The 25,592-nt window shown below is 66.0% G+C and carries 32 protein-coding genes; 14 read left to right on the forward strand and 18 right to left on the reverse strand.

Annotated elements, in window-relative coordinates:
• Positions 1–9 precede the first annotated feature (9 nt).
• Positions 10–663, reverse strand: a complete 654-nt coding sequence (locus QQL87_RS28880; protein WP_284422491.1) for a 2-hydroxychromene-2-carboxylate isomerase — start codon at positions 661–663, stop codon at positions 10–12.
• Between the two features lie 287 nt (positions 664–950).
• On the opposite strand from QQL87_RS28880, the gene QQL87_RS28885 reads away from it, so the two are divergent.
• From QQL87_RS28885 to QQL87_RS28905, 5 genes are all read left to right on the forward strand, one after another.
• On the forward strand, positions 951–1,328 hold the full coding sequence (locus tag QQL87_RS28885) for an AtpZ/AtpI family protein (RefSeq protein WP_284422492.1): 378 nt from the start codon (positions 951–953) through the stop codon (positions 1,326–1,328).
• Between the two features lie 72 nt (positions 1,329–1,400).
• Positions 1,401–2,144 (forward strand): F0F1 ATP synthase subunit A, encoded by a 744-nt coding sequence (locus tag QQL87_RS28890; RefSeq protein ID WP_284422493.1) that lies wholly within the window; start codon positions 1,401–1,403, stop codon positions 2,142–2,144.
• Positions 2,145–2,182: 38 nt separating this feature from the next.
• Positions 2,183–2,410 (forward strand): F0F1 ATP synthase subunit C, encoded by a 228-nt coding sequence (locus QQL87_RS28895; protein WP_006615622.1) that lies wholly within the window; start codon positions 2,183–2,185, stop codon positions 2,408–2,410.
• A gap of 28 nt (positions 2,411–2,438) precedes the next feature.
• Positions 2,439–3,014, forward strand: coding sequence for a F0F1 ATP synthase subunit B family protein (locus tag QQL87_RS28900; RefSeq protein ID WP_284422494.1), 576 nt, complete (start codon positions 2,439–2,441; stop codon positions 3,012–3,014).
• Positions 3,014–3,505 (forward strand): F0F1 ATP synthase subunit B family protein, encoded by a 492-nt coding sequence (locus QQL87_RS28905; RefSeq protein ID WP_284422496.1) that lies wholly within the window; start codon positions 3,014–3,016, stop codon positions 3,503–3,505. Before QQL87_RS28900 ends, QQL87_RS28905 begins: the two co-directional genes overlap by 1 nt.
• Positions 3,506–3,645: 140 nt before the next feature.
• Here the strand turns inward: QQL87_RS28905 and QQL87_RS28910 are convergent, their stop codons facing one another.
• The 5 genes from QQL87_RS28910 to QQL87_RS28930 form a co-directional block, all read right to left on the reverse strand.
• Complete coding sequence (locus QQL87_RS28910; protein WP_284422498.1) at positions 3,646–4,260, reverse strand: hypothetical protein; 615 nt, start codon at positions 4,258–4,260, stop codon at positions 3,646–3,648.
• Positions 4,261–4,483: 223 nt separating this feature from the next.
• Positions 4,484–5,071 (reverse strand): GNAT family N-acetyltransferase, encoded by a 588-nt coding sequence (locus tag QQL87_RS28915; protein WP_284422499.1) that lies wholly within the window; start codon positions 5,069–5,071, stop codon positions 4,484–4,486.
• Between the two features lie 90 nt (positions 5,072–5,161).
• On the reverse strand, positions 5,162–6,451 hold the full coding sequence (locus QQL87_RS28920) for a M16 family metallopeptidase (RefSeq protein ID WP_284422561.1): 1,290 nt from the start codon (positions 6,449–6,451) through the stop codon (positions 5,162–5,164).
• Positions 6,451–7,866, reverse strand: a complete 1,416-nt coding sequence (gene thrC, locus QQL87_RS28925) for a threonine synthase (RefSeq protein ID WP_284422500.1) — start codon at positions 7,864–7,866, stop codon at positions 6,451–6,453. The genes QQL87_RS28920 and thrC overlap by 1 nt, the downstream gene beginning before the upstream one ends.
• A gap of 1,534 nt (positions 7,867–9,400) precedes the next feature.
• Entirely contained in the window at positions 9,401–9,889 is a 489-nt protein-coding gene (locus tag QQL87_RS28930; RefSeq protein ID WP_284422501.1) for a hypothetical protein, read from the reverse strand.
• Between the two features lie 242 nt (positions 9,890–10,131).
• Between QQL87_RS28930 and QQL87_RS28935 the strand changes: the two genes are divergently transcribed.
• Positions 10,132–10,455: a heavy metal-binding domain-containing protein gene (locus QQL87_RS28935; RefSeq protein ID WP_284422502.1), complete on the forward strand. Its 324-nt coding sequence runs from the start codon at positions 10,132–10,134 to the stop codon at positions 10,453–10,455.
• Positions 10,452–10,673, forward strand: coding sequence for a hypothetical protein (locus QQL87_RS28940; protein WP_284422503.1), 222 nt, complete (start codon positions 10,452–10,454; stop codon positions 10,671–10,673). Before QQL87_RS28935 ends, QQL87_RS28940 begins: the two co-directional genes overlap by 4 nt.
• Positions 10,674–10,676: 3 nt before the next feature.
• On the opposite strand, the gene QQL87_RS28945 is transcribed toward QQL87_RS28940, so the two are convergent.
• Positions 10,677–11,024, reverse strand: a complete 348-nt coding sequence (locus tag QQL87_RS28945; RefSeq protein ID WP_284422504.1) for a barstar family protein — start codon at positions 11,022–11,024, stop codon at positions 10,677–10,679.
• Positions 11,025–11,123: 99 nt separating this feature from the next.
• Here QQL87_RS28945 and QQL87_RS28950 point away from each other — a divergent pair, with 99 nt between their 5' ends.
• Both QQL87_RS28950 and QQL87_RS28955 read left to right on the forward strand, forming a co-directional pair.
• The gene (locus QQL87_RS28950) at positions 11,124–11,957 is read left to right on the forward strand and encodes a PhzF family phenazine biosynthesis protein (protein WP_284422506.1); all 834 of its coding nucleotides are present in this window, start codon (positions 11,124–11,126) and stop codon (positions 11,955–11,957) included.
• Between the two features lie 105 nt (positions 11,958–12,062).
• Positions 12,063–12,638 carry an NADPH-dependent FMN reductase gene (locus QQL87_RS28955; protein WP_284422508.1) on the forward strand — a complete coding sequence of 192 codons (576 nt, stop codon included), beginning with the start codon at positions 12,063–12,065 and terminating at the stop codon, positions 12,636–12,638.
• Between the two features lie 55 nt (positions 12,639–12,693).
• On the opposite strand, the gene QQL87_RS28960 is transcribed toward QQL87_RS28955, so the two are convergent.
• The 10 genes from QQL87_RS28960 to coxB form a co-directional block, all read right to left on the reverse strand.
• On the reverse strand, positions 12,694–13,149 hold the full coding sequence (locus QQL87_RS28960) for a carboxymuconolactone decarboxylase family protein (protein WP_284422509.1): 456 nt from the start codon (positions 13,147–13,149) through the stop codon (positions 12,694–12,696).
• Positions 13,046–13,513, reverse strand: coding sequence for a MerR family transcriptional regulator (locus tag QQL87_RS28965; protein ID WP_284422511.1), 468 nt, complete (start codon positions 13,511–13,513; stop codon positions 13,046–13,048). Before QQL87_RS28965 ends, QQL87_RS28960 begins: the two co-directional genes overlap by 104 nt.
• Before the next feature lie 71 nt (positions 13,514–13,584).
• The gene (locus QQL87_RS28970; RefSeq protein ID WP_284422512.1) at positions 13,585–14,343 is read right to left on the reverse strand and encodes an SURF1 family protein; all 759 of its coding nucleotides are present in this window, start codon (positions 14,341–14,343) and stop codon (positions 13,585–13,587) included.
• 127 nt (positions 14,344–14,470) lie between these two features.
• On the reverse strand, positions 14,471–14,860 hold the full coding sequence (locus QQL87_RS28975) for a DUF983 domain-containing protein (RefSeq protein WP_284422513.1): 390 nt from the start codon (positions 14,858–14,860) through the stop codon (positions 14,471–14,473).
• Between the two features lie 161 nt (positions 14,861–15,021).
• A complete protein-coding gene (locus tag QQL87_RS28980; RefSeq protein ID WP_284422514.1) occupies positions 15,022–15,879 on the reverse strand; it encodes a cytochrome c oxidase subunit 3 in 858 nt (285 codons plus the stop codon).
• An 87-nt stretch (positions 15,880–15,966) separates the two neighbouring features.
• Positions 15,967–16,614, reverse strand: coding sequence for a cytochrome c oxidase assembly protein (locus tag QQL87_RS28985; protein ID WP_284422515.1), 648 nt, complete (start codon positions 16,612–16,614; stop codon positions 15,967–15,969).
• A 30-nt stretch (positions 16,615–16,644) separates the two neighbouring features.
• Positions 16,645–16,821 carry a cytochrome c oxidase system small membrane protein gene (locus QQL87_RS28990; protein WP_257167237.1) on the reverse strand — a complete coding sequence of 59 codons (177 nt, stop codon included), beginning with the start codon at positions 16,819–16,821 and terminating at the stop codon, positions 16,645–16,647.
• Between the two features lie 21 nt (positions 16,822–16,842).
• Positions 16,843–17,781, reverse strand: a complete 939-nt coding sequence (locus QQL87_RS28995) for a heme o synthase (RefSeq protein ID WP_284422516.1) — start codon at positions 17,779–17,781, stop codon at positions 16,843–16,845.
• Between the two features lie 147 nt (positions 17,782–17,928).
• Positions 17,929–19,542, reverse strand: a complete 1,614-nt coding sequence (gene ctaD / locus QQL87_RS29000; protein WP_284422517.1) for a cytochrome c oxidase subunit I — start codon at positions 19,540–19,542, stop codon at positions 17,929–17,931.
• A 68-nt stretch (positions 19,543–19,610) separates the two neighbouring features.
• On the reverse strand, positions 19,611–20,450 hold the full coding sequence (gene coxB / locus QQL87_RS29005; protein ID WP_284422518.1) for a cytochrome c oxidase subunit II: 840 nt from the start codon (positions 20,448–20,450) through the stop codon (positions 19,611–19,613).
• 476 nt (positions 20,451–20,926) lie between these two features.
• Between coxB and QQL87_RS29010 the strand changes: the two genes are divergently transcribed.
• A complete protein-coding gene (locus tag QQL87_RS29010) occupies positions 20,927–21,562 on the forward strand; it encodes an invasion associated locus B family protein (protein ID WP_284422520.1) in 636 nt (211 codons plus the stop codon).
• Positions 21,563–21,658: 96 nt separating this feature from the next.
• Here QQL87_RS29010 and QQL87_RS29015 read toward each other — a convergent pair whose 3' ends face one another.
• Positions 21,659–22,159, reverse strand: coding sequence for a GNAT family N-acetyltransferase (locus QQL87_RS29015; protein WP_284422562.1), 501 nt, complete (start codon positions 22,157–22,159; stop codon positions 21,659–21,661).
• An 84-nt stretch (positions 22,160–22,243) separates the two neighbouring features.
• Between QQL87_RS29015 and tldD the strand changes: the two genes are divergently transcribed.
• From tldD to QQL87_RS29035, 4 genes are all read left to right on the forward strand, one after another.
• Complete coding sequence (tldD, locus tag QQL87_RS29020) at positions 22,244–23,668, forward strand: metalloprotease TldD (protein WP_284422522.1); 1,425 nt, start codon at positions 22,244–22,246, stop codon at positions 23,666–23,668.
• Positions 23,665–24,456 carry a signal peptidase I gene (gene lepB, locus QQL87_RS29025; RefSeq protein ID WP_284422523.1) on the forward strand — a complete coding sequence of 264 codons (792 nt, stop codon included), beginning with the start codon at positions 23,665–23,667 and terminating at the stop codon, positions 24,454–24,456. Before tldD ends, lepB begins: the two co-directional genes overlap by 4 nt.
• A gap of 13 nt (positions 24,457–24,469) precedes the next feature.
• Positions 24,470–24,808 (forward strand): MmcQ/YjbR family DNA-binding protein, encoded by a 339-nt coding sequence (locus tag QQL87_RS29030; protein ID WP_284422525.1) that lies wholly within the window; start codon positions 24,470–24,472, stop codon positions 24,806–24,808.
• A 77-nt stretch (positions 24,809–24,885) separates the two neighbouring features.
• Positions 24,886–25,455: a nucleotidyltransferase family protein gene (locus QQL87_RS29035; protein WP_284422527.1), complete on the forward strand. Its 570-nt coding sequence runs from the start codon at positions 24,886–24,888 to the stop codon at positions 25,453–25,455.
• The last annotated feature ends 137 nt before the right edge of the window (positions 25,456–25,592 follow it).

The raw sequence follows: 25,592 nt of genomic DNA on the forward strand, positions 1-25,592 counted from the left end.
GACATGGCCTCAGGTGCGGTCACCTGCCACAGGCCGCCCTTCAGCGTGGGACGTATAGGCGGAGCGGCCGGATTTCAACGCGTCGGCCAGGAGCTCGAGCCGGTCCTGGCCCCAGAACACCTCGCCCTCCAGCACGTAAGCGGGCGAGCCGAACACGTCGGCCGCGATGGCGTCCTGCCGGTTCTGCTCATAGACGGCGCCCACGGCATCGGTCGCGGCCTGCGTCACCAGATCGCGCCCGGGCAATCCGGCCGCATCGGCCAGCCCCGCGATGACCTCCGCGTCGGCCAGATCGAGCTGCTGCTCCCAGATCGCCGGGAAGGCGCGCCGCAGATACGGCTCGGGATCGAGCCCGGCCTGCAGCGCCGCGATGACGACGCCGTCCGCGAGCCGGGCATTGAACGGCCAGTTCTTCGGCTGCAGGTGAAAATCGAGCCCGCGCCGGTCGCGCCAGCGCTTGAGCTCGACGATGCGGTAGCGCTGCCGCGCCGGGTGGCGCTTGGCGAGCGGCAGGCCGCCGGTTTCGGCGAACAGATCGACCAGCATGACGGGCTTGAGGTTCACCGCGACGCCGTGACGCGCGGCAATGTCGCGGAACAGCCGGTGGCCGATATAGGCCCATGGCGACTGCAGGGAGAAGTAATAGTCGATCTGGCGCGACATCCGGGTTCCGAGCTTGGTTGGGCGTCAGCGACATCGGATCAGACGACTTCGAGCGGCGCAAGATCGCAGCTCGGCACAACGCTGTTGATGCGGCGCAGTGACAGCTGCGACCGATCTGACGAAAAAGCCGAGAAATCGAGCAAATTCAGGCATCTAACAGTTCAACACGCAATCTTGACTTGGGGGGATGCGGTCAGTATGGTCCGCGCGGCTTTAAAGGGCGATGGGGCGCTATTTCCTGACACTCGCAGCATCGGATCGGGTCTCCACACATGGCGGATAGGCACATGGCGGATGGCACGAACGGTGACAGCGGACACGGGGATCGCGACAAGTCGCCCGATGAGGCTGCGCTTTCCGCAAGGCTCGGAAGTCTCGACCAACGGTTGTCCGAATTTCGCGACAGCCGAAAGATCGGGGCTGATCAACCTGGAAACGGCAGCGGTGACACTGCAGCCCGGGCTTCGGCCATGGCGCGTGGCCTGCGACTGTCCTCCGAGTTGATTGCCGGTGTCCTCGTCGGTGCGGTGCTTGGCTGGGGCTTCGACCGTCTGCTGTCGACATCGCCCTTTGGATTTATCGTGTTTTTCCTGCTCGGCTTCGCCGCCGGCGTGGTGAACGTGGTCAGATCTGCAGGCACGGCTCCCGACAGACCCCGCCAGTGAGACATCAGCGGAAGTTCGTCGAATGAAGTGCACAGCGCCGGCGTGGCCGGTCAACAATGAGACGCCACGCGGATGATCGATCCGATCGAACAATTCCACCTCAACAAGATCTTCACGATCGGCCATATCGGCAATCAGGAGATCGCGTTCACCACCTCGTCCGCGTACATGCTGCTCGCGGTCGTGATCATCTCTGTGATGATGCTGGCCGCCGGGCGTCAGCTCGTGCCGGGCCGCTTCCAGTCGGTGGTCGAGCTGTCCTACGAATTCGTCGCCAACACCATCAGGACCAGCGCCGGCTCGCACGGCATGACGTTCTTCCCGCTGGTGTTCTCGCTGTTCATGTTCATCTTCGTCTCGAACATCGTCGGCATCATTCCCTACACCTTCACGATCTCCAGCCACATCATCGTCACCTTCGCGCTGGCGCTCCTGGTGTTCCTGACGGTCATCATCTACGGCTTCTACAAGAACGGCCTGAAGTTCTTTAAGCTGTTCGTGCCCTCCGGCATTCCCGTGGTGATCATGCCGCTGGTGGTCGTGATCGAAATCATCTCCTTCTTCTCGCGGCCGATCTCGCACAGCGTCCGTCTGTTCGCCAACATGCTGGCCGGCCACGTCACGCTGAAGGTGTTCGCGAGCTTCGTGACCATGCTCGGCGCGCTCGGCTTCGTCGGCAAGGTCGGCGCGCTGTTGCCGCTCGGCCTCACGGTCGCCCTGACCGGCCTCGAGCTGATGGTCGCGTTCCTTCAGGCCTACGTCTTCACGATCCTCACCTGCATCTATCTCAACGATGCTATCCATCCGGGCCACTGATCCGGCCCTCTCTACCAAACCCCTCAAAGGAGTTCGTCATGGATCCGGTCGCAGCGAAGTACATTGGCGCGGGCATTGCCTGCATCGGCATGGGTGGCGCGGGTGCCGGCATCGGCATCATCTTCGGCAACTACCTGTCGGCCGCTCTGCGCAATCCGTCGGCCGCCCAGGGCCAGTTCGGCAACCTGATCTTCGGCTTCGCGGTGACCGAAGCGCTCGGCATCTTCTCGCTGCTGATCGCCCTGCTCCTGCTGTACGCCGTCTAAGACGGCCTGAGCCGGACAGGAGAAGCCCGTGGCTGAAAGTCATGGCGTGGCCAAGGGCGGCGAGGCCAAGGGCACCGCAAGCGCCCATACGGAGGCCGAAGGCGGGCATGGGTTTCCTCCTTTCCAGAAGGAAACCTTTCCCTCCCAGATCGCCTCTCTGGTGATCGCCTTCGTGGCGCTGTACGTGATCGTATCGCGTGTGGCGCTGCCGAAGGTCGGGGCCGTTATCGACGCCCGCCAGAAGTCGATCGACGGCGATCTGGCCGAAGCGCAGCGGCTGAAGGATGAGTCCGAAGCCGCGATCAAGGCGTATGAAAGCGAGCTCGCCGCGGCACGGTCCCGTGCCCAGGCGATCGGAGCCGAGACCCGCGAGAAGCTTGCGGCCTCTTCGGATGCCGAACGCAAGGCGCTGGAAGAAAGTCTGGCGGCCAAACTGGCCGCTGCTGAGACGTCGATCGCCACCACGCGGACGACTGCAATGAGCAACGTTCGCGGCATCGCCGCGGATGCGGCCTCTGCGATCGTGAAGCAGCTCACCGGCAAGGCCCCCGCGGCCAAGACGGTCGAGGCTGCGGTCGATGCATCGTTGAAGGGAACAGCCTGATGCATCTGCTCGCTGATCCGGAAACCTGGGTTGCGATCGCGTTCGTGATCCTGATGGGCCTATTCGCCTATCTCGGTGTCCACCGCACGGTCCTGAAGGCGCTCGACAATCGCGGCGAGCGCATCAGGAGCGAGCTGGCGGAGGCCAAGCGGCTCAAGGAAGAGGCGGCCAAGGTGCTCGCCGATTACAAGACCCGCCGCGCCAGCGCCGAACGTGAGGCCGAGGAGATCGTGACGAGCGCCAAGGCGGAAGCCGAGCGTATCGCCGCGGAGGCCAAGGCCAAGATGGAAGACTTCGTCGCCCGGCGCACCAAGGCGGCCGAGGGCAAGATCGCCCTCGCGGAAGCCCAGGCTCTCGCCGACGTCAGGTCCGCGGCAGCCGAAGCCGCCGTCCAGGCCGCCGCGACCGTGCTGTCGCAGACGGTCAAGGGCAGTCTCGGCGAAGATCTGGTCGCCAAGGGCATCGCGGAAGTCAGCCGCAAGCTGAACTGAGCCGGCGTCCATCAGACTCCAACATCTTCCAAAAGGCCGGTGCCCCGCACCGGCCTTTTGCTTTTGCGCCCGACGGCCGGCGCGATCACCGGCTGCGTCGACCATTCAACAAGCACCCCGATTGTCGCGGGCGCTTGCTCTCATTTCCGCTTCTTGGCCGCGCGCTCCGGGGTCAGGGCCTGCGGATCGAAGCCGATATAGAACACGTAATTGTCGGCGTTGGCGCCGGGCGGCGGCACCGGATACACCATGTCCTCCGCCACGATCGTGAACGGCACGCTGCCATCGCCGGACATCTGCACCGTGGTGCGATAGGCCTTGGTGGCTATGACCTTTTCGCCGATGCCGCCCTGGACCACCGCGATGCGCATCGGAATGTCGACAGTGGCCGGTGCGCCGGCCGGGCCGGCCACGATGCGGCCCTGGATGCCGATCTTGGCCACGATCTCCGCGCCATTGAGATTGCACTCGCGAGCGGTCTTGGTGATCGAGGCCTGGAAGCGAACGTCGTTGCCGACCGCCTGCTTGCCCGGCGCGGCCACCGCATAGGTCGAGGCGCCGGCGCGGATGTTGACCTGCGGGCAAGTCAGCCCCTCGGTCGGATCGGCCGGCGGACCGCCGCTGGCGGGAAGGTCCTGCTGTCCCTTGTCGTCGGACCCGCCGCCGAACAGGCTCTTGAAACGGTCGGTCAACGATTGCGCCGCCGCTGGCGGTGCGGTCGCTGCCACTCCCAGGGCCAGCAGCACAGCCGCCAACGTCCCACCCCGAATCACACACGTCTGTCGCATCTCGAAGTCCCCGGCATCACGTTCGCCTGGCTCGCCCCACGTTCTCCGGCCTGAGGCTCCGGCCCGCGCGATCGCGGGCAGGCCCCTCGGACGCCGGCCCGACGGCGGCTGCAGTCAGGCGTCTATACCCATTTCGGAGGCTGGAACCAGCCCCGATCGGCCTCGCTCACCCCCCGCCCGATCACAAATGCTAACCCCTGAAATCCTCATGCAGCAGGCCGTAAAGGTAGTGATCCTGCCAGACCCCGTTGATGCACAGATAGCGCCGCGCCAGACCTTCGCGGGTGAAGCCGCACTTTTCCAGCACGCGAATCGACGGCGTATTGGTCGGGATGCAGGCCGCCTCGACCCGGTGCAGGTTGAGCTCGCCGAACAAGGTCGGCAGCAGCAGCCGCAGCGCCGCGGTCATGTAGCCGCGATGGGCATGCGGCTGGCCCATCCAGTAGCCGACGGTCCCGGCCTGGACGATGCCACGCCGGACATTGGCCAGCGTGATGCCGCCGAGCATCGCGCCATCTGATTCGCGGAACGCGATGAACGGATAGGACCGGTCGGCCGAGATGTCCTCGGCATAACGGCGCAGCCGGCGGCGGAAGCCGGAGCGCGTCAGGTCGTCGGACGGCCAGATCGGCTCCCAGGGCGTCAGATAATCGCGGCTGACCTCGCGCAACTGGGCCCATTGCGCATAGTCGGCCATCTGCGGCGCGCGCAGAAACAGGCCGTGTCCGCGCGGAGCGAGCGCGGCCGGTCCACTGGTCGGTAAGCGAAACAGGGCCATCGGTGATGCTCCCCCCCTGCCCTTCAGCGCCTCAACCTGCGCGACCGGCGCATCTGGCGGCGGCTAAGCGCGCAGGCAGCGGTCTCGTGCTCAATGCAGCTGAGCCTTGGATTTCGGCCCGGCGAGACCTTCGGCGAAAGTCACCGCCGTGTCCAGACCCCTGCCGCTGCCGAGCGCGACGACCGCCGGCTTGCTGCGTGCGAGCAGCGCACGTGCCGCATCGCGCGTGCTCTCGACACTGACGGCCTCGATCTTGGCAACCATCTCCGGCAGGGTCTGCGGCCGGCCGTAGGCCAGGATGTGACGCGCGAGCTGCTCGGCGCGGGCGCTGCAGCTCTCCAGCGCCATCAGCAATCCCGCCTTCATCTGCGCCTTGGCGCGCGCCACCTCGGCCTCGCTCAGCGTCTCCACCGAATTGCCGATGATGTCGACCACCACCTCCATCATCTCGGGCGCGTCGGCCGGATCGGTGCCGGTGTAGAGGCCGAAGAAGCCGGTGTCGCTGTAGGGCGCGTGGAACGTATAGACGGAATAGCAGAGGCCCCTGTTCTCGCGGACCTCCTGGAAAAGCCGGGACGACATGCCGCCGCCGAGGATGTTGGTGAACACCTGCAGCGAGAACAGCGACGGATCCGCCTGCGGCACGCCTTCGAGCGCGAGCGTCAGATGCGCCTGCTCGAGATCGCGATGCACGACGCGCGAGCCGCCCTTGCCGAACGCCGCCGGCAGCGGCTTCGGCGCCGGCCCGCCATTGAAGCTGGCGAATCGCTTCGTCACGTCCTCGACCACGCGCTGATGGTCGACGGCGCCGGCCGCAGCCACCACCATGTCCGGCCCGCGGTAATGCGTCGACAGATAGCCATGCAGCTTGTCGCGGTCGAACGCCTCCAGCGTCTTGGCGGTGCCGAGCAGCGAACGGCCCATCGGCTGATCGGGGAAGCAGAGCTCGTTGAGATGCTCGAACACGACGTCGTCAGGCGTGTCCTGCGCCGCGCCGATCTCCTGCACGATGACGTTCTTCTCGCGCTCCAGCTCCTCCGGCACGAAGGACGGGTTGGCGAGGATGTCGGCGAGCACGTCGAGCGCCAGCGGCACGTCGGCCTTCAGCACGCGGGCATAATAGGCCGTCGTCTCGGTCGAGGTGCCGGCGTTGAGATCGCCACCGACGGCCTCGATCGACTCGACGATCTCGCGCGCGCTGCGCGTCGTCGTGCCCTTGAACGCCATGTGCTCGAGCAGATGCGAGATGCCGTGCTCGTCCGCCTTCTCATCGCGTCCGCCGACCCCGGCCCAGACCCCGAGCGCCGCGGTCTCCAGATGCGGCATCGTGTCGGTAACGACCGTCAGACCCGTCGGCAGCTTGGTGACTTCCACGCCCATCATGCCATTCCCTGCTTGGCGGCCCGGCTGACCGAGCGGATGAATTTTTCCACTTCGGCCTGGTCGTTCCGCATGATCCTTGCGTCCTCGCGCTTGCTCATCAGCCCTTCGAGCCAGACCGGCAGATGCGGCCGCATCCCGCAGGCGGTCTCGACCGCATCGGGGAATTTGGCCGGATGCGCCGTCGCCAGCACGATGTTCGGCACCGAGGTATCCGTGCCGTCGCGGTCAGCCACCGCCAGCGCGACCGCCGTGTGCGGGTCGACGAGATCGCCGGCCTCGCGATAACAGGCGCGGATCGCTGCCGCCGTCTCGGTCTCGTCGGCGCGGCCGGCATCGAAATCGGCGCGAACAGCGGCCAGCATCGCATCCGGCAGCACGAAGCGGCCGGACTGCTTCAGGCTCTCCATCAGCCGTCGCACGACGGCCGCATCGCGGCCGCCGGCTTCGAACAGCAACCGCTCGAAATTCGACGACACCTGGATGTCCATCGACGGCGAGGCCGTCGCGTGCACCTCGCGCACCTCGTAGATCCCGGTCTGAAGCGTGCGCGCCAGGATGTCGTTGACGTTGGTGGCGACGCGGAGCTTGCGCACCGGCAGGCCCATGCGCTTGGCCACGTAGCCGGCAAAGACATCGCCGAAATTGCCGGTCGGCACGGTGAAGTCGACGGCGCGGTGCGGCGCGCCGACCGCAACCGCTGACGTGAAGTAGTAGACGACCTGGGCGACGATGCGGGCCCAGTTGATCGAGTTGACGCCGGACAACGAGACCGAATCGCGGAAGGCGTGATGGTTGAACAGCCCTTTCACGAGCGCCTGGCAGTCGTCGAAATGGCCTTCGATCGCAAGCGCATGCACGTTGGACGCGCCCGACGTCGTCATCATCCGCCGCTGCACCTCGGAGATGCGGCCATGCGGGAACAGCACGATGAGGTCGGCATTGTCGCGGCCGGCAAAGGCGTCGACCGCGGCGCCGCCGGTGTCGCCTGACGTCGCGACCACGATCGTGGTGCGCTCGCCGCGCTTGGCGAGCACGTGGTCCATCAGCCGCGAGATCAGCTGCATCGCCACGTCCTTGAACGCCAAGGTCGGGCCGTGGAACAGCTCCAGCACGAACTGATGCGGCGCGATCTGGTCGAGCGGCACCACCGCGGGGTGGCGGAACGTGGCATAGGCCTCGTTGGCCATGCGGCCGAGCTCGGCATCGGAGATCTCGCCGGCGACGAACGGCTTGATGACCTCGACGGCGACCTCCCAATAGGGCCGGCCGAACAACGAGGCGATGGTCGCAGCCGACAGCTGCGGCCAGGTCTCGGGCACGTAGAGGCCGCCGTCCCGGGCGAGCCCGGTCAGCATCACATCGCAGAAGGTGAGCGCGGGGGCTTCCCCGCGGGTCGAAACATAGCGCGTCAAACCGCTCTCCTGACCTGCGTCACCAGGCCATAACCCGTTGATTGAATTCGAAATCGGAACCGCCCGGCGGCAACATGGTCCGGCACCATAATGGTTTTGGGCAGGCTGCGAAACCGGTTGTTGGGCCAGGAATGGTCGCGAGGACGGGTTACGGCGGGGTTACGGGGCATGAGTTCGGCGAAGTGGGTCGCAACGGCGGACACGATCAGGTCGAGCGGACCATCCACTCCACCACTGTCATCGCCCGATTCAACCGGGCGACCCAGTACGCCGCGGCGGCTGTGGTCGACCGCACCGCCGCGGCGTACTGGAACCCCGCTTTCGCGGGGGATGACAGCGGTGTTGGCGGCCTTCAGTCGGGCAGCCCGAAGCAGCGGACACGTCCGAGACACCAGCGCGATCTCTCCCAGTCGTCATTCCGGGGCGCCCGCAGGGCGAGCCCGGAATCCATAACCACGACCGGGAGTACGGATTCCGGGCTCGCGCTCCGCGCGCCCCGGAATGACGGCGGTGCATGTAATCGCGTTCTCGCGGCGCGATCGGCGCCCGAGCTTTACGGATCTTTCTCCCTCCTCAGGCGGAGGGCGCAGGGAAGACCGGATGCCGGCTGGCACCCGCGGCCCCCGTGCGAACAGAAGTGCACGGGGCAGGAACAGGTTCAGCCAGAGCGACCCGGCCTTCCCTGCGCGATGGCTTACGATTTATACGCGCTCTCCTCGGTGCACCGGGCTTGTTGGCCACCGTTGCGCATGATGCTTGCGCATCAGCGCGTGATACCAGCGTCGGGGTATCAGGACCACGCGACTTCACCGTCCGTGCCGGCCGCACTCGTCAGTTGCAGCCGACCCGTCCATCGCACCCCACCTCACGCCCGTGACGACGCGTACGCCCCTCGCAACGAGGCGGGATGGGGAGAGACAACCACAATTTCGGAAAAATGAAAGAGAAATTTTCGCGCAGGCTGGACTGGATTGGCTGATTGCGTTGGACCTGCTCGCAAAAAAGAAAGTTTCGGTGCATCAAGGTTTGTTAGTTGGCGGTGCGCTCAGGCGTAGATCCTGGCGGCCCGTCGGACGACTCAGACGCGTGCGGCGGGCGCTGCTACGCAATGCAGGCCGCAGAGCGGCTTCACCCCGGTGTCGTCCCGGCAAGTCCGACAACGCGCAAGCGTTGCCGGACGCCGACCCAGGACCCATAACCACCATCGCCCGTGTGAGACACGCCGTTGCTCCAGCCTGCCGCCTCACAACCGATCGGGGTTATGGGTCCCGGGTCGGCGCGCGCCGGCGCTATCGCGCCGACGCGCTTGCCCGGGACGACGGCGGAATTTTGGGGGGCGCCGGTCAAACCCCGCATGAGCGCAGCGACATGCAGGGCTACGCGCTCAGCCGAAAAGACGCAGTCGGCAGCCGTCATTGCGCGCCATCCACAAATTGCGTCGGCGCAACGACGCCTCGCAATGACGGGGATAGAGGTCACCTTCATATGCGCGCGTGACGCGCTCGGTCTGCGGTCATCGGCAGGCCGCGCGCGCTTAGCGCATCAACGCTCTGTAACACTCGCGGACTTCGTCCGGTTGATCTTCGGCGCTCGGACATGGCTCGATGCGAAAGCAATCGATCCTTTCACGCGACTTGTAGATGGCGAGCCTTACGCGCTCGGCCGTGTCAGTCGATTTCCCTGCGAGCACTATGCCAAGCCCCGAATCGTCGCCCGACAGCGCCAACCCATCTGCTTCAAAGGAAACGCCCGCTACGCACTCCGCCGGAATATCTGTCCACCCTCCGCCATGCTCGATGCGCATCGATCTTTCCACGCTTGCGCCAAGCTTCTCCGGATTTCGGTTGCAGGCAGGCTTGAGGGCGCGCAGCTCGACCCTTGCGAGATCGTGCCCCTGTTGGTTCTTGAAGCTCAGGATTGCAGCGTCAGGCCTGCACCACGGACCAGAGTTCGCGCGGCATGCCATCGAACTGGAGAGCAGGAGACACAGGGCTCCGGAGAGCGCGATCATCTTCATCGGCATGAGCTATGATCCGTCATCGATTCCAATCAGGCAGTGAGAGCTTAGCGGCCTGCATGCCTTGCGTTCGACGGAACGAATACGCCCAAACTCAGTGTCAACAAAGCTCAACCGTTTATGGGCTGAAAAACCGTCTGGCCGTGGCGCCATGGCAAGACTTGTGGCTCCCTTGAACCGGAACCGTGGCTGGGTTGTCAAACCCAAGCGCCCCTGCCCGAGCGGGCCAGTATCAGATGGAGCCCCCCATGATCGTCGTGACGACGGAGAACGTGACCGGACACCGCACGGTACGGATGCTGGGGCAGTGTTTTGGCGTGGTGGTGCGCAGCCGCGGGCTCGGCGGCAATCTGGTGGCGAGCCTGCGCTCGATCGTCGGCGGCGAGATCCACGAATACACGCAGATGCTGGAGGAGGCGCGGCGCCATGCGCTCGACCGGCTCGTCTCCAACGCCACCTCGATGGGCGCCAACGCCATTCTGATGATGCGCTTCGACAGTTCCGAGATCGGCCAGAACATGAGCGAGATCGTCGCCTACGGCACGGCGGCGGTGATCGAACCCACGCCATGATCGGGCTCGTGCTCTGGCTCGTCGTCCTCCTTGCCGTCGTGCTGGTGTGGGTGTTCTTCCGCCAGGGCGGCTACAAGCGCGACGCGCTCTCGGCGCCGCCCGGCCCGGACTGGGTCAGGACCGAGGAACGCTTCGTCGATCCCACCAGCGGCGAGACGCTGGACGTGTGGTTTCATCCGCGGACCGGCGAGCGGGCGTATGTGAGGGCGGGGCGGTAGGCGTTAGAACCAGCCGCCCAGCATCAGGGCCAGAACCGGCAACTCTCCAGGCTTGTTGCGCCTATGATTGACGATGGCGGCGCATTCGAGAAGCGCCCGATACTGCTCCGGACAGCGCTGCTGCAAGTCGTCGGCGTGATCGACGCGGAGGATGAGAACGTCGCCTTGGGCCACCGTTATCGCGCTCAACCCGCTGTCGGGATCATCGACATAGGTCATGCAATCGATCCAGGCGTTCATGTTGCATCCGTAGAAATCGGGGAAGCCCAGAGCCTCCTGAAACACACGGTGGAAACTGTCCCAGTCGCGAATGCGGTCGGTGGGGATGTTAACGATGGTCGCTTGTGACATAGCACGCCCTGATTTCGTGGCACTCTTCGCTTGCATGGAGTTGAAGTAAAGGCTTGCTCGGCCAAGAATGCTTCACGAGAATGTATCACCAGAGGCCCCATGATCATCCAGCACATCGCAGCCTTCACCGACGGATCACGCGGCGGCAATCCGGCGGGTGTCGTCCTTTGCGAGGCGCTGCCCGAGGCCGCCACCATGCAGGCGATGGCGGCTGACATCGGCTATTCGGAAACGGCGTTCGCGGCGCCGGCCGGGGAGTCATGGCGGGTGCGCTATTTCGCGCCGCAGGCCGAGGTGGATTTCTGCGGCCATGCGACCATTGCGCTGGGCGCCGCGCTCGCCAGGCATCAAGCCTCCGGTACGTTTGCGCTCACGCTCAATCATGCCGACATCACCGTCGATGGCCTTCATTCCCCGACGGAGTGGAGCGCTGCGTTCCGCTCGCCGCCGACGCTGACGCGCGCGCTGACATCTGCTGACCTCGACGAAGTTCTTGACCTGTTCGGACTGTCGCAAGACGACCTCGATCCGCGTATCCCGCCCGTCATCGCCCATGCCGGGATGGATCACCCGATCATTGCGCTGCGCGACCGCGGCCGCCTCGCTGCCATCAGGTACGACTTCGCCAGAGGCGAGGCGCTCGCGCAGCGCGAGCGCTACTGCACCTTCGCCCTCCTGCACGCCGAGACGCCGCAACTGTTCCACGCGCGCAACCCGTTTCCGTTCGGCGGCGTCTACGAGGACCCGGCGACGGGCGCTGCCGCTGCGGCGCTCGCCGGCCATCTGCGCGAACTCGGTTGGCCGACCGCGGAGCCGATCGTGATCCGGCAGGGCGAGGATATGGGCGTGCCCTGCGGCCTAAGGATCGATCTCGACGGGCCGGCCGGCGCGCCAGTCAGGGTGTCCGGCAGCGTGCGCGAGATCCCCGTGTGATCTGATCCGGGATGCCGGCGCAGGGCCGCCGTGCACCGGGTTTGCAACGAGGGCGCGGCGCGCCTTCCGTCGAGGTACGGCCGGGTCGTGACGAAAGAGGACAACATGCCACCGCAAGACGCGCTGGTGATCGTTCTGATCAGCGGCAGCCTGCGCGCCCGCTCGGCCAGCAGCGCAGCGATCGCGACCGCGGCCGAGCTCGCGCCAGCCGGTGTCGCGCCGGCGATCTATGCGGGGTTCGGCGAGCTGCCGCATTTCAATCCCGACCACGATCGTGATCCGCTGCCCGAGCAGGTCGTGCGACTGCGCGACCTGCTCGGGCGCGCCCGGGCGATCATGCTCTCGACCCCCGAATATGCCGGCTCGCTGCCGGGCAGCTTCAAGAACATGATCGACTGGACCGTCAGCGCCGGCAGCCTCTATCAGCGCCCGGTGGGGTGGATCAATCCCTCGGCCCATGGCGGCGCGCAGGACGCCCATGCCGACCTGCGCACCGTGCTGGAGCGTGCCGGCGCGACGATCGTCGAGGAGGCCTGCGTCGCCGTACCGCTGCCGCCGGCGGCCTTGACCACCGATGGCCGCGTTGCCCCGCCTGAGATTCGCACTGTCATCGCCGGCGCGATGACCGCGCTGGCGCGCGCGGCAGCAGCGCGTGATGAGACCACGAACGCGTCATCCTAGCCGTCATCACGCCGGCGAGGAGCCCCGACCGATTTTTCCGCCGACACCAGGACTCTCATGCAGGAGGGGCGGCCTTCGCATCGGCTTCGGCGAACACCGCCTTGGCTGCGAACAGGCCGTTGAGCGCGGCGGGAAAGCCGGCATAGACCGCCATCTGCATCATCACCTCGGTGATCTCCTCGCGGCTGAGACCGACGTTGAGCCCGGCATGGATGTGCACCTGGAGCTGCGGGCTGGCGTTGCCGAGCGCCGTCAGTGCCGCGATGGTCGCGATCTCGCGGCTGCGCAGGTCGAGGCCGGGGCGGGAATAGATGTCGCCGAACGGAAACTCGATGATGTAGGTCGCGAAGTCAGGCGCGATGTCGGCGAGCGACGCGATCACATTGTGTCCGGCGTCGCCGTCGATTCTATCGAGCGCGCGCCGGCCGCGCGCCAGCCGGTCGTGCTCGTCGATCGCGCCGGTCTTCGTCGTGCCCGCCGTCGGGGATGGGCTCGGAATGGATTGCGTCATGATCACTCGTCCTCTCGCTGCTGCCGGTATAGCCGGCGATCTTGCCGTCGAGAACGAGAAGGCAATCCTGCAACGTGGCGACCCGCGCCCGGACCGCGTCACGATGGCGCTCCAACAGCCGGCGCCGCTCCGGCTCGCTGGCGGCGCCGCCTGCCCGCAGTTCAGCATAGCGCAGCATGTCCCGGATCGGCATTCCCGTGGCCTTGAGGCGGCCGAGGAATTCGATCCAGGACAGGATCGATGCGTCGTAGTCCCGCTGGCGGGCATGATCGCGACCGGCCCTGGGCAGCAGCCCGATCCGCTCGTAGTAGCGGATCGTGTGGGCCGTCAGCCCCGACTGTCTGGCCAGCTCGCCGATCTTCATGCTTGCCTCATCTCATTCACGACGCCAGGCAGGCTACGGGTTCGAGCGCGCTCTAAGTCAAGCGTCAATCATCACGCGCCGTTCCGGCGCGCCCGCGCCCACACCGCGAAGGCCACGATCAGCGCGGCAGCCAGCGCAAACCACGTGATCGCGTATTGCATGTGCTCGTCGCGCAGATGCGGCGACAGCGGGCCTGGCTTGGGGATGCCGTTGTCCGGCACCGGCGTTTCCAGATCGATGTAGAACGGCGCGACCTCGCCCCAACCGAGCGTCCTGGCCATGGCGTGATGATCCCTGGTGAACCACAGGCGCTTGTCGCGGTTCTCGGCGGCGGTGAGCAGGCCCGCAGCTTCGGGGAAGCGCAGATAGCCGGTGATGGTCACCGGCTCGCCGGTGACCAGCTTGGCGGCGGCGCGATCCTGAACGCTGCGCTCCTGCATGGTGTTGGCGACGAAGCCGGCATCGATCACCACCGTTTCACCCGATCCGAGCCGCGCCGGCAGGAAGGCCCAGGTGCCGGGGCCGGAGACGTCCTCGCGCACGGCGGAGCCGGCGCTGTAGACCATGGCGTCCGGCAGCTTGGCGTAAGCAGCGGTGAAGCTGACGCGGCGGAATTCGTCGCGCTCCGGCGTCAGCGCGCGCCATTCGCTTGGAGGCGGCAGCGGCGCTGGCGCAGCCGCGACGCGATCGGTGAGGGCTGCGATCAGCGCGTGCTTCGCGGCGCGGCGCTGCAGCTGCCAGACGCCGAGGCCGATGAACAGCGCGACCATCAGGACCGTGAACGCGGCGAAGGCGCGGGAGGAGGTTTTGCGGCTGGGCGCACTCGTCATCGCGGAGTTGCCCGCGAGTTCATCGACTCTCGGCCGGCGCGGACGGTGTGCCCCCCTCCCCCTTGCGGGGAGGGGGGCGCACCTTCAACGCCGCGTAGATGGTCGGCTCGAACGCGCATGCTCCGCCTCATTGCGGCGTCTTGTCCACCAATCGTCCCGGCGCAGCCTTGTGGTGGAATTGCAGGGCGATCAGCAGCGACTTCATGGCGCGGAGCGGGAGCAGCGTCGTCACCAGGATCAATGGTCCCCACAGCGCGGCGTGGACCCAGAACGGCGGCTGGTACTTGACCTCGACGATCAGGGCGGCGCCGACCACGATGGCGCCGGCGAGCATCATGATGAAGATCGCCGGGCCGTCGCCGGTGTCGATGAAGGCATAGTCCAGGTCGCAGGACTCGCAGCGCTTGCGCAGATTGAGGAAGCCCTCGAACAGCTTGCCCCGGCCGCAGCGCGGACAGCGGCAGGCGAGCCCGCGCAGCACGGTCTGGGCCAGGGAGACGGGCGGATGAGCGGTCATGATGTTTGCCCCAGGGCTGCCGGACGCAACGCCTCGTGGTGATGGAACCGGAGGCCACGAAAGCAGATCACGTTGGATCGGCCGGCGGTGCCCCAACGAAAAAGGGCGACCCGGCGGCCGCCCTCATCGTAACACGTTCGACGGAATTCGCGCGTGCCGCTTTAGTGCGCGCCGTGCGCCATCGCCTCGGCGCCGTGGCCCCAGACGTAGATGCAGATGAACAGGAACAGCCACACCACGTCGACGAAGTGCCAGTACCAGGCGGCGAACTCGAAGCCGAGATGCTGCTTCGGCGTGAAGTGGCCGGCATAGGCGCGGATCAGGCAGACTAGCAGGAAGATGGTGCCGACCAGCACGTGGAAGCCGTGGAAGCCGGTCGCCATGAAGAAGGTCGCGCCGTAGACGTGGCCGGCGAACGAGAACGTCGCGTGGCTGTACTCGTAGGCCTGCACGCAGGTGAAGGTCGCGCCGAGCAGGACGGTGAGGATCAGGCCGTATTTCAGGCCCTTGCGGTCGCCCTCGAGCAGCGCGTGGTGCGCCCAGGTCACCGTGGTGCCCGAGGTCAGCAGGATCAGCGTGTTGAGCAGCGGCAGGTGCCAGGGATCGAAGGTCTCGATGCCCTTCGGCGGCCAGACGCCGCCGAACAGCGCGTCGCGGGTGGCCTGCACCTCGAAGTTCGGGAACAAGGCGGCGTTGAAATAGGCCCAGAACCAGGCGACGAAGAACATCACCTCGGAGGCTATGAACAGGATCATGCCGTAGCGGTGATGCAGCTGCACCACGCGGGTGTGGTCGCCCTTGTACTGGGCTTCCTTGATGACGTCGCCCCACCAGCTCGCCATGGTGTAGAGCACGCCGATGGTGCCGATGCCGAACACGATCGGCGCCGCGCCGAACATCTTGTGCATCCAGCCGATCGCGCCGAACGCCATGATGAAAGCCGAGACCGAGCCGACGAACGGCCACGGGCTCGGGTCGACGAGATGGTAGTCGTGATGCTTGGCGTGCGCCTCAGCCATGGCAAGTCTCTCCCCAGATCGATGCCGGTCGCCCCGGCACGTCGTCATTCAACAGTGATGGTCTCCGCATCCCGGAAGTCCGCGCCATCACAGATTGCCCCGCGGCTTGTCCGGCTCGCCCGCGGCCACCGGCTTGGCAGCATCGCGGATGGGATAGAAGGTGTAGGACAGCGTGATCGTCTTCAGCGAATCGTTCTCTGGATCGGCCGTGATCGCCGGATCGACATAGAACACGACCGGCATCTCGCGGGTCTCGCCCGGGGCCATGGTCTGCTCGGTGAAGCAGAAGCAGTTGATCTTCTGGAAATAGGAGCCCGAGGTCAGCGGCGTCACGTTGTAGGCGGCCTGCGCCATCGTGGTGCGCGCCGACTGGTTGGTGACGGTGTAGTAGACCGTGACCACCTCGCCAATCGCAACCTCGATCTCGGTCTTTTCCGGCTCGAACTTCCAGGGCAGGCCGCCGGCGACGTTGGCGTCGAACCGCACCGCCATCCGGCGCGCCAGCGGCGCACCCGACGGCGCATGGGTCGCCACCTGCGTGGTGCCGTTGAAGCCGGTGGCGCGGCAGAACCAGTTGTAGAACGGCACGGCCGCATAGGAAGCGCCGACCATCAGCACCACGACGGCGCCGCAGATGCCGCCGACCAGCGCATCGCGGCCGACGCCACGGCGCGGCGCGGCGGCGCCCTGGGCGACCTGCGCGTGCGTCGGAACGGTCTGGTCGGCTTTGTCCATGATCTCGGCCTGCCTCACACCATCCTGCATCTACATCGGCCGTTTCAGCACCACCGGTCCCTTGACCATGGTGACGGCGAAGAACAGCACCACCAGCACGCCGAGCGCCAGCGCGATCGCAATCGAGCGGCGGCGCCGGCTGCGCAGCTGCGCCTCGGTGAGGACGATGCCCTCGGGCTCATTCGGATCGGCCATTGCGGTTGCCATGCTTTCCTGCCCCGCGCTTCGTTACCAGATCAGCGGCGCGATCATGCGCGCGATGGCCTCGAGCCCGAGCGTCGCGAACAGCGCGAACAGATACAGGATGGAGAACGCGAACAGCTTGCGGTTGGCGCGCAGCGAGGCCGAGCGCTCACGCTTGCGGAACACCTCGATCGCGAGCCACAGCATGCCGGCGCCAAGCGCCAGCGAGACGATGCCGTAGACGGCGTCGAAATAGCCGAGCGGCCAGGGCGCCAGCGCGACCGCCACCAGCACGATGGTGTAGAGCAGGATCTGCAGCCGGGTCGCATCGGGACCGGCGACCACGGGCAGCATCGGCACGCCGGCGCGGGCGTAATCGTCGGTGCGGAACAGCGCCAGGGCCCAGAAATGCGGCGGGGTCCAGAAGAAGATGATCAGGAACAGCCAGAGCGGCTCCGGCGCGATCGATCCGGTGGCCGCGGCCCAGGCCACCACCGGCGGCAGCGCGCCGGCGGCGCCGCCGATCACGATGTTCTGCGCGGTCCAGCGCTTCAGCCACAGCGTGTAGATCACGACGTAGAAGAAGATCGTGAAGGCGAGCAGCGCGCCGGCGAACCAGTTGACGAGGATGCCGAGCGTCAGCACCGAGAAGAACGACAGCGTGATGCCGAAGGCGAGCGCCTCCTGGCGGGTCACGCGCCCCCGCGGGATCGGGCGGTTGGCGGTGCGCGACATCAGCGAATCGATGTCGCCTTCCAGCGCCATGTTGAGCGCGCCAGAGGCGCCGGCGCCGACCGCGATTGCCAGCAGCGAGGTGATCGCGAGCACCGGATGGAAATGGCCGGGGGCGATCAAGAGACCGATCAGCGCCGTGAAGATCACGAGCGACATCACCCGCGGCTTCAGCAGCGCGAGATAGTCACCGACATCGGCCTCGGAAATCCGCGGGCCGACGGCGATGGCGTTCTGATCAATGACCGACACGGCGAATCCAGACTTCAATTCAAAGGAGCTGAACCAATGCGCTACAGCACTTTGGCTTCGGATATCCGGTCGGTGCGCCGCACGACGCGCCGGCCGGCAGATGTCGATGCGGCGCCGGAGCGGCGCCGCATCGGAGGCCGTCGGGGCTTACTGCACCTTCGGTAGGACCTCGAACTGGTGGAACGGGGGCGGCGACGACAGCGTCCATTCCAGCGTGGTCGCGCCCGGTCCCCACGGATTATTCGCGGCCTGCTGCTTGCGCACGAAGGCCTCGACCACGCCGTAGATGAAGATCAGCACGCCGAAGGCCGAGATGTAGGAGCCGATCGACGACACCAGGTTCCAGCCGGCATAGGCATCGGGATAGTCGATGTAGCGGCGCGGCATGCCCGACAGGCCGAGGAAGTGCTGCGGGAAGAACACCAGATTCACGCCGACGAAGGTGACCCAGAAGTGCAGCTTGGCGACGCCCTCATTGTACATGTAGCCGAACATCTTCGGGAACCAGTAGTACCAGCCGGCGAAGATCGCGAACACGGCGCCGAGCGACAGCACGTAGTGGAAGTGCGCGACGACGTAGTACGTGTCCTGCAGCACGCGGTCGACGCCGGCATTCGCCAGCACGACGCCGGTGACGCCGCCGACCGTGAACAGGAAGATGAAGCCCACGGCCCAGATCATCGGAGCGCGGAACTCGATCGAGCCGCCCCACATCGTGGCGATCCAGGAGAAGATCTTCACGCCGGTCGGCACCGCGATCACCATCGTGGCGGCGACGAAATAGGCCTGCGTCGCCGAGGACATGCCGACCGTGTACATGTGGTGCGCCCACACTACGAAGCCGATGCCGCCGATCGCGACCATGGCGTAGGCCATGCCGAGATAGCCGAACACCGGCTTGCGCGAGAAGGTGGAGACGATCTGGCTGATCATGCCGAAGCCGGGCAGGATCAGGATGTACACTTCGGGGTGACCGAAGAACCAGAACAAATGCTGGAACAGCACCGGGTCGCCGCCGCCGGCCGCATCGAAGAAGGTGGTGCCGAAATTGCGGTCGGTCAGCATCATCGTGATCGCGCCGGCCAGCACCGGCAGCGACAGCAGCAGCAGGAACACCGTCACCAGCACCGACCACACGAACAGCGGCATCTTGTGCAGGGTCATGCCCGGCGCGCGCATGTTGAAGATCGTGGTGATGAAGTTGATCGAGCCGAGGATCGACGACGCACCAGCCAGATGCAGCGACAGGATCGCGAAATCGACCGCGGGGCCCGGATGGCCCGATGTCGACAGCGGCACATACATCGTCCAGCCGGCGCCGACGCCGTTGGCACCGGCCTCGCCCTCGACGAAGGTCGACGTCAGGAGCAGCGCGAACGAGGCCGGCAGCAGCCAGAACGAGATGTTGTTCATGCGCGGGAACGCCATGTCCGGCGCCCCGATCATCAACGGCACCATCCAGTTGCCGAAGCCGCCGATCATCGCCGGCATCACCATGAAGAAAATCATGATCAGGCCGTGGCTGGTGACGAACACGTTGTAGGTGTGACTCTCGTGGAAGAGCTGCACGCCCGGATACATCAGCTCGATGCGGATCGCGACCGACATCGCGCCGCCGATCAGGCCGGCGAACACGGCGAAGATCAGATACATCGTGCCGATGTCTTTGTGGTTGGTCGAATACAGCCAGCGCCGCCACCCGGTTGGATGGTCGTGCGCATGATCGTCATGGCCGGTGTGTGTCGCTACGTTCGTCGCCATTGTCCAATCCTCAGTGTCCCCGGTGGGCCGCCAGAGGCGGCCTCAATTTCGCGTTACGTCCCCGCCGATTACTGCGACACGCCCGCAGCGGACGCGTAGGTCGAGGTCGGTGCGCTGGCGTACTTCTTCTTGGCGTCCTCGATCCAGGCGGTGAACTCCTGGTCGCTGACGACGCGCACCGCGATCGGCATGTAGGCGTGGTCCTTGCCGCACAGCTCCGAGCACTGGCCGTAATACATGCCGACCTTGGTCGCCTTGAACCAGGTCTCGTTGAGGCGGCCGGGGATGGCGTCGACCTTGATGCCGAACGACGGCACCGCGAACGAATGGATGACGTCGGCACCGGTGGTCTGGACGCGAATCACCTTGTTGACCGGCACGACCATCTCATTGTCGACCGCGAGCAGACGCGGCTTCTTGTCCTGCGCCATCAGCGAGTCGAACTCGAACTTGCCGTTATCAGGATAGGCGTAGCTCCAGTACCACTGCTTGCCGGTCGCCTTGATCGTCAGATCGGCGTTCGGAACGTCGAGTTCGAGGAACAGGAGACGGAACGACGGCACCGCGATGGTGACCAGGATCAGCACCGGGATCAGCGTCCACGCCACCTCGAGCAGCGTGTTGTGCGTGGTCTGCGACGGCACCGGGTTGGCGCGCGCGTTGAACTTGACGACCACTGCGACGAGCAGCGCCAGCACGAACAGCGTGATGATGGTGATGATCGCCAGCAGCAATCCGTGGAACCAGGTGATGTTCTCCATCACCGGCGTCGCGGCTTCCTGCAGCTTGTATTCCCATGGCGCCGGCTGCCCCGTCTCGGCAAACGCCGAACCACCCGACACGAGCGTCATGCCCGTTGCGGCCAACCCCAGCAAGCAGGCGCTCAATTGGCCTTTCGACATCTTCATGTCGTCGCGCTCCCTTCAGAACTTTCCCCCTCGGCGCACCGCCCGATTCACGTGGCGCGCCGTCGATCCGCTCTCCTGACAATTGGCCTTCGGGCGGACGCTTGAGAAAAGCACCTTGGCCAGTTCACTGGAATGACGAAATCTTTCTTCTCAAACCATAATTCTTGACCTATCGCAATGCAGTCTTAAGCCGGATATCGCGCGCGGCGCCGTTCGTGACGGCACGTTGATTTTTCCGAGAAATTGCTGCATGCCGTGGTTTCGCGGGCAACGGGCGCTTGACAGCCGTGCGGCGCGATGTAGGCAACGGACTGCGGCCGTTTGCGCGGCTGATTCGACGGGGCGCAGCGGCCGTGCACCAGGGGTGCGGCCTTATTTCGTATCGTTTCGTGCCGTACGCTGCTGGCGCTGTCCTCATGACGCCATCATTGCCGTATCATGGCGTCGGATGCGCAGATCACCCACAGGAAATTGTCATGGCACCGACCCGGAGCAGGGTTTCAACGGACAGGGCAGCTGACATGTCGACCCCAGCTGCGAGTGACTCGCGCGGTTTGTGCCGATTCAGCGCGGTGCGTGAACGACTCACGACCAGCGCCGCTGTCATGACCCGGCTCGCAGCCGCGACGGTGCTCGCGCTGACGCTCGCGACAGCCATCGGCATGAGGCAGCCGGCGCTGGCGCAGGGCGCGGTGCGCTCGGTGCATGGCGACTGGCAGATCCGCTGCGACACGCCGCCGGGCGCGCAGGCCGAGCAGTGCGCCCTGATTCAGAGCGTGGTCGCCGAGGACCGCTCCAATGCCGGCCTCACCGTGATCATGCTGAAGACCGCCGACCAGAAGAGCCGGCTGATGCGCGTGGTCGCACCGCTCGGCGTGCTCCTGCCCTCCGGCCTCGGCCTCAAGCTCGACAACCAGGACGTCGGCCGCGCCGGCTTCGTGCGCTGCCTGCCGAATGGCTGCGTCGCCGAGGTGGTGCTCGAGGACAAGCTGCTCGGCCAGCTGAAGACGGCGAAGACCGCGACCTTCATTATCTTCGAGACGCCGGAGGAAGGCATCGGCTTCCCGCTCAGCCTGAACGGGCTTGCCGACGGTTTCGACAAGCTACCCTGACGTCTCGACTGATTGACATCAATTTCCGACGTCCGCTGATGTGATCAGACTGGCGTGATCGATCCGGCCCAAGTGCCGTCGCAGCCACACCGTCGCTCAGCGCCGCCCGTCGAGGGCCAGGGCCATCACGAGCAGCGTCTTGTCGAAGCCGTCATCACCGGCCTCCCGCGGCTGCACCGCCTTGAGCAGGAATCCTGCCTTCTGGTAGAGCCGGATCGCATTGGTGTTGCTGCGGTAAACCGTGAGCTCGACGCGCGAGAAGCCGGCCGCCTGCGCCGCCTCCAGGGCCGCGGTCATGAGGCGCCGCCCGATCCCCTGGTGTCGAAACTGCGGCAATAGGCCCATGCCGAGCACCCCGATCCGGGCATCGATTGGCCCTGATTTGGGCGTCACATCGCACCAGCCGACCACCTCGGCGGCGGAGATTGCGACGAATTGCGGGTATCCTTCGTGGATGTTGTTCAGAATGAAGGCGCGCGTCGACTCGAGCGGCGGCGCCTGCACGAAGGACAGATAGCGCCGTTCGCGCGCGACGCAGTCCAGCGTGCGATGAAAGCTCTCGATGTGAGCGGCCGTAATGGGAACGATCTCAACCATGTCCGTTCGGTAATCATCCTGCCCCTCGCGCCCCGGCGTCAAAACAACTATCTTGGAATGAACGCTCCGACAACGGATTGACCCATGACCGCTCCCACCACTTCCCTGCTCGAACGCGCCAACCTGGATCGCGATGCGGTCCGGAGCGAGGTCGCGCGCGGCCTGGCCGGCGCCGATGACGGCGAATTGTTCTTCGAATACAGCCAGACCGAGGCGCTGACCTTCGACAATGGCCGGCTCAAGCAGGCAACCTATGACACCAGCCAGGGTTTTGGCCTGCGCGCGGTGAAGGATGATGCGGTCGGCTACGCGCATTCCTCCGACGTGTCGCTGCCGGCGCTGATGCGCGCGGCCGATGCGGTCAGCGCGGTCAGGGGCGGCTATTCCGGCACGTTCGCCAGCGCGCCGCCGCACACCAACGTCCGGCTCTATGCCGACGACAATCCGCTCGATGCGCCGGGCTTCGAGAGCAAGGTCAAGCTGCTCGGCGAGATCGACGCCTATCTGCGCGACAAGGATCCGCGCGTGCGCCAGGTGACGGTGAGCCTCGGCGCGACCTGGCAGGTCGTGGAAATCCTGCGGCCCGACGGCGAGAGCTATCGCGACATCCGTCCGCTGGTGCGCGTCAACGTCTCCGTGGTTGCAGGCCAGGGCGATCGCCAGGAGAGCGGCAGCAAGGGCTATGGCGGCCGCGAGCCCTATGCCCGCTTCATCGAGACCAAGGCGTGGCGCGAGGCCGCCGACGGCGCACTGCGCGAGGCGCTGGTCAATCTCGAATCTGTCCCCGCCCCCGCCGGCGAGATGGACGTCGTGCTCGGCGCCGGCTGGCCCGGCGTGATGCTGCACGAGGCGGTCGGCCATGGGCTGGAAGGCGACTTCAACCGCAAGAAGACGTCGGCCTTCGCCGGATTGATGGGCAAGTCCGTCGCCGCCAAGGGCGTCACCGTGGTCGATGACGGCACCATGGCCTCGCGCCGCGGCTCGCTGTCGATCGACGACGAGGGCACGCCGACCAGCCGCACCGTGCTGATCGAGGACGGCATCCTGGTCGGCTACATGCAGGACCGCCAGAACGCGCGGCTGATGAACATGGCGCCGACCGGCAATGGCCGCCGCCAGGGCTATGCGCATGTCCCGATGCCGCGCATGACCAACACCTACATGCTGCCCGGCGAGCGCGATCCCGCCGAGATCATCGCCTCCGTCAAGAACGGCATCTACGCCGTCAATTTCGGCGGCGGCCAGGTCGACATCACCTCGGGCAAATACGTGTTTCAGTGCACTGAGGCCTACAGGATCGAGGACGGCAAGGTCGGCGCGCCGGTGAAGGGCGCGATGCTGATCGGCAACGGCCCGACGGATCTGAACCGCATCAGCATGATCGGCAACGATTTGTCGCTCGACACCGGCATCGGCACCTGCGGCAAGAACGGCCAGGGCGTGCCGGTCGGCGTCGGACAGCCGACGCTGCGCATGGACCGCATCACTGTTGGAGGCACGGGCCGATGAGCCTCGAGAAGACGTCTACGAGCAAGATCCGGACGAAAGCCCCGCTGAAGGAAACGACGTGGGGCGGGCAGATCGTGCAACTCCTCGCCGTCGTCGGGGTCGTATTCCTCGCCAAGGGCGCGATCGCCGAGCCGTTCTACGTGCCGTCGGGCTCGATGGAGCCGACCCTGCTGATCGGCGACGCGCTGCTGGCGTCGAAATTCCCCTATGGCTACGGCACATCGTCGCTGCCGATGCAGATCACGCTGCCGGAGACGGGACGGCTGTTCGGCGAGACGCCGAAGCGCGGCGACGTCGTCGTGTTCCGCTGGCCGGGCGACACCTCGCAGGCCTGGGTCAAGCGCGTCGTCGGCCTGCCGGGCGATCGCATCCAGATGCGCCAGGGCCAGCTCTACATCAACGGCGAGGCCGCCGCGCTCAAGCCGGATGGCATCGGCGACGCCGAGGACGACAGCGGCCGCAACGAGCCGGCCTATCGCTATGTCGAGACATTGCCGAACGGCGTGTCGCATCTGATCTTCAAGATGCGCGACAACGGCCGCCTGGACAACACGCCGGAAGTGGCCGTGCCACCGGGCAAGCTGTTCGTGCTCGGCGACAACCGAGACAACTCCGCCGACAGCCGCGTGTCCCTGCGCGACGGCGGTGTCGGCCTGCTGCCGATCGACAATCTGGTCGGTCGCGCCGATGCGGTGGTCGGCTCCTGGGATCTCGGCTTCAAGAACCAGCCGGTCTGGGCCTGGCTGTCGGGTTTCCGGCTCGACCGCTTCTTCACCGCGGTGCGCTGAACGGGCGGGCCTCGTGACCTTCGACGATGTCAGGGCAATCGCGCTGGCATGGCCGGAGGTCGAGGACGGCACGTCCTACGGCACGCTTGCGCTGAAGGTGCGCAAGAAGATGCTGGCGCGGCTGAAGGAGGACGGGGACAGCCTCGTGCTGCCCGGCGTGCCGCCGGACGAACGCGCAATGCTGGTCGAGAGCCGGCCGAAGCTGTTCTATTTCACTGATCATTATCTCGATTATCCGATCGTGCTGCTGCGCCTGTCGCAGGCGCAGCGCGCCGACGTCGAGCCGCTGTTGCGCCGGCAATGGCAGGCGCTGGCGTCGAAGAAGGCGCTCGCCACGGTGGATCGCGGCTGAAGCCGGCTGCGCGCCGCCCTCATCTCATGTATTGAACGTGTCGACGGCACCCATGTTTCCTGATGCCATCGACCGCCATGACCGAAGACGAGTTTATCGCAGCCGCGCTGCGCAATCCCATCAACACGGCCATCATTCGTGTGCTGCGGGAAACGGCCTTGCCTGATGCGTGGCTCGTCTCCGGCTGCCTGGTTCAGACCGTCTGGAACATCCGCACCGGCCGTCCCGTCGACCACGGCATTCTCGACTACGATGTCTTCTACTCCGATCCCGACACATCCTGGGAGGCAGAGGACGCCGTCATCAAACGCGTCGCGTCGCAGCTTGCGGGTATCGATGCCAAGGTCGAAGTGCGCAACCAAGCCCGCGTCCATCTGTGGTATCCCGCCAAGCACGGCCGCCCCTACCCGCCGTTGAGGCGATCGACCGACGGCATCGATCGCTTTCTCACAGCGAACACGCAGGTCGGCCTCCGGCCCGTTGCCGATGGGTACGAGCTCTATGCGCCCAAGGGTCTCGCCGACATCGCGCAGATGATCGTGCGACCGAACCATACGGCCAACTTTTCGGCGGCGAACTACGCGGCCAAGGCGACGCGCTGGAAGGCGCTATGGCCGGAGATCAAGGTGATCGCTGCTGAGGCGTGAGCGCGACTGGAGAGAATGAGAAGCACAACTCGCTCATCCCGTCATTCCGGGGCGCGCGCAGCGCGAGCCCGGAATCCATAACCACCATCGTGAGTATGGATTCCGGGCTCGTGCCGCTACGCGTCACGCCCCGGAAT

Source organism: Bradyrhizobium sp. SSBR45G, assembly GCF_030159255.1.
Taxonomy (GTDB): Bacteria; Pseudomonadota; Alphaproteobacteria; order Rhizobiales; family Xanthobacteraceae; genus Bradyrhizobium.

Bases quoted from the DNA above. Each gene is read 5' to 3' on its own strand.
- QQL87_RS28880 (WP_284422491.1), bottom strand. From the start codon at position 663: ATGTCGCGCCAGATCGACTATTACTTCTCCCTGCAGTCGCCATGGGCC.
- QQL87_RS28885 (WP_284422492.1), top strand. From the start codon at position 951: ATGGCGGATGGCACGAACGGTGACAGCGGACACGGGGATCGCGACAAG.
- QQL87_RS28890 (WP_284422493.1), top strand. From the start codon at position 1,401: ATGATCGATCCGATCGAACAATTCCACCTCAACAAGATCTTCACGATC.
- QQL87_RS28895 (WP_006615622.1), top strand. From the start codon at position 2,183: ATGGATCCGGTCGCAGCGAAGTACATTGGCGCGGGCATTGCCTGCATC.
- QQL87_RS28905 (WP_284422496.1), top strand. From the start codon at position 3,014: ATGCATCTGCTCGCTGATCCGGAAACCTGGGTTGCGATCGCGTTCGTG.
- QQL87_RS28915 (WP_284422499.1), bottom strand. From the start codon at position 5,071: ATGGCCCTGTTTCGCTTACCGACCAGTGGACCGGCCGCGCTCGCTCCG.
- QQL87_RS28920 (WP_284422561.1), bottom strand. From the start codon at position 6,451: ATGGGCGTGGAAGTCACCAAGCTGCCGACGGGTCTGACGGTCGTTACC.
- QQL87_RS28930 (WP_284422501.1), bottom strand. From the start codon at position 9,889: ATGCCGATGAAGATGATCGCGCTCTCCGGAGCCCTGTGTCTCCTGCTC.
- QQL87_RS28935 (WP_284422502.1), top strand. From the start codon at position 10,132: ATGATCGTCGTGACGACGGAGAACGTGACCGGACACCGCACGGTACGG.
- QQL87_RS28940 (WP_284422503.1), top strand. From the start codon at position 10,452: ATGATCGGGCTCGTGCTCTGGCTCGTCGTCCTCCTTGCCGTCGTGCTG.
- QQL87_RS28945 (WP_284422504.1), bottom strand. From the start codon at position 11,024: ATGTCACAAGCGACCATCGTTAACATCCCCACCGACCGCATTCGCGAC.
- QQL87_RS28950 (WP_284422506.1), top strand. From the start codon at position 11,124: ATGATCATCCAGCACATCGCAGCCTTCACCGACGGATCACGCGGCGGC.
- QQL87_RS28955 (WP_284422508.1), top strand. From the start codon at position 12,063: ATGCCACCGCAAGACGCGCTGGTGATCGTTCTGATCAGCGGCAGCCTG.
- QQL87_RS28960 (WP_284422509.1), bottom strand. From the start codon at position 13,149: ATGACGCAATCCATTCCGAGCCCATCCCCGACGGCGGGCACGACGAAG.
- QQL87_RS28965 (WP_284422511.1), bottom strand. From the start codon at position 13,513: ATGAAGATCGGCGAGCTGGCCAGACAGTCGGGGCTGACGGCCCACACG.
- QQL87_RS28970 (WP_284422512.1), bottom strand. From the start codon at position 14,343: ATGACGAGTGCGCCCAGCCGCAAAACCTCCTCCCGCGCCTTCGCCGCG.
- QQL87_RS28975 (WP_284422513.1), bottom strand. From the start codon at position 14,860: ATGACCGCTCATCCGCCCGTCTCCCTGGCCCAGACCGTGCTGCGCGGG.
- QQL87_RS28980 (WP_284422514.1), bottom strand. From the start codon at position 15,879: ATGGCTGAGGCGCACGCCAAGCATCACGACTACCATCTCGTCGACCCG.
- QQL87_RS28985 (WP_284422515.1), bottom strand. From the start codon at position 16,614: ATGGACAAAGCCGACCAGACCGTTCCGACGCACGCGCAGGTCGCCCAG.
- QQL87_RS28990 (WP_257167237.1), bottom strand. From the start codon at position 16,821: ATGGCAACCGCAATGGCCGATCCGAATGAGCCCGAGGGCATCGTCCTC.
- ctaD (WP_284422517.1), bottom strand. From the start codon at position 19,542: ATGGCGACGAACGTAGCGACACACACCGGCCATGACGATCATGCGCAC.
- coxB (WP_284422518.1), bottom strand. From the start codon at position 20,450: ATGAAGATGTCGAAAGGCCAATTGAGCGCCTGCTTGCTGGGGTTGGCC.
- QQL87_RS29010 (WP_284422520.1), top strand. From the start codon at position 20,927: ATGGCACCGACCCGGAGCAGGGTTTCAACGGACAGGGCAGCTGACATG.
- QQL87_RS29015 (WP_284422562.1), bottom strand. From the start codon at position 22,159: ATGGTTGAGATCGTTCCCATTACGGCCGCTCACATCGAGAGCTTTCAT.
- tldD (WP_284422522.1), top strand. From the start codon at position 22,244: ATGACCGCTCCCACCACTTCCCTGCTCGAACGCGCCAACCTGGATCGC.
- lepB (WP_284422523.1), top strand. From the start codon at position 23,665: ATGAGCCTCGAGAAGACGTCTACGAGCAAGATCCGGACGAAAGCCCCG.
- QQL87_RS29035 (WP_284422527.1), top strand. From the start codon at position 24,886: ATGACCGAAGACGAGTTTATCGCAGCCGCGCTGCGCAATCCCATCAAC.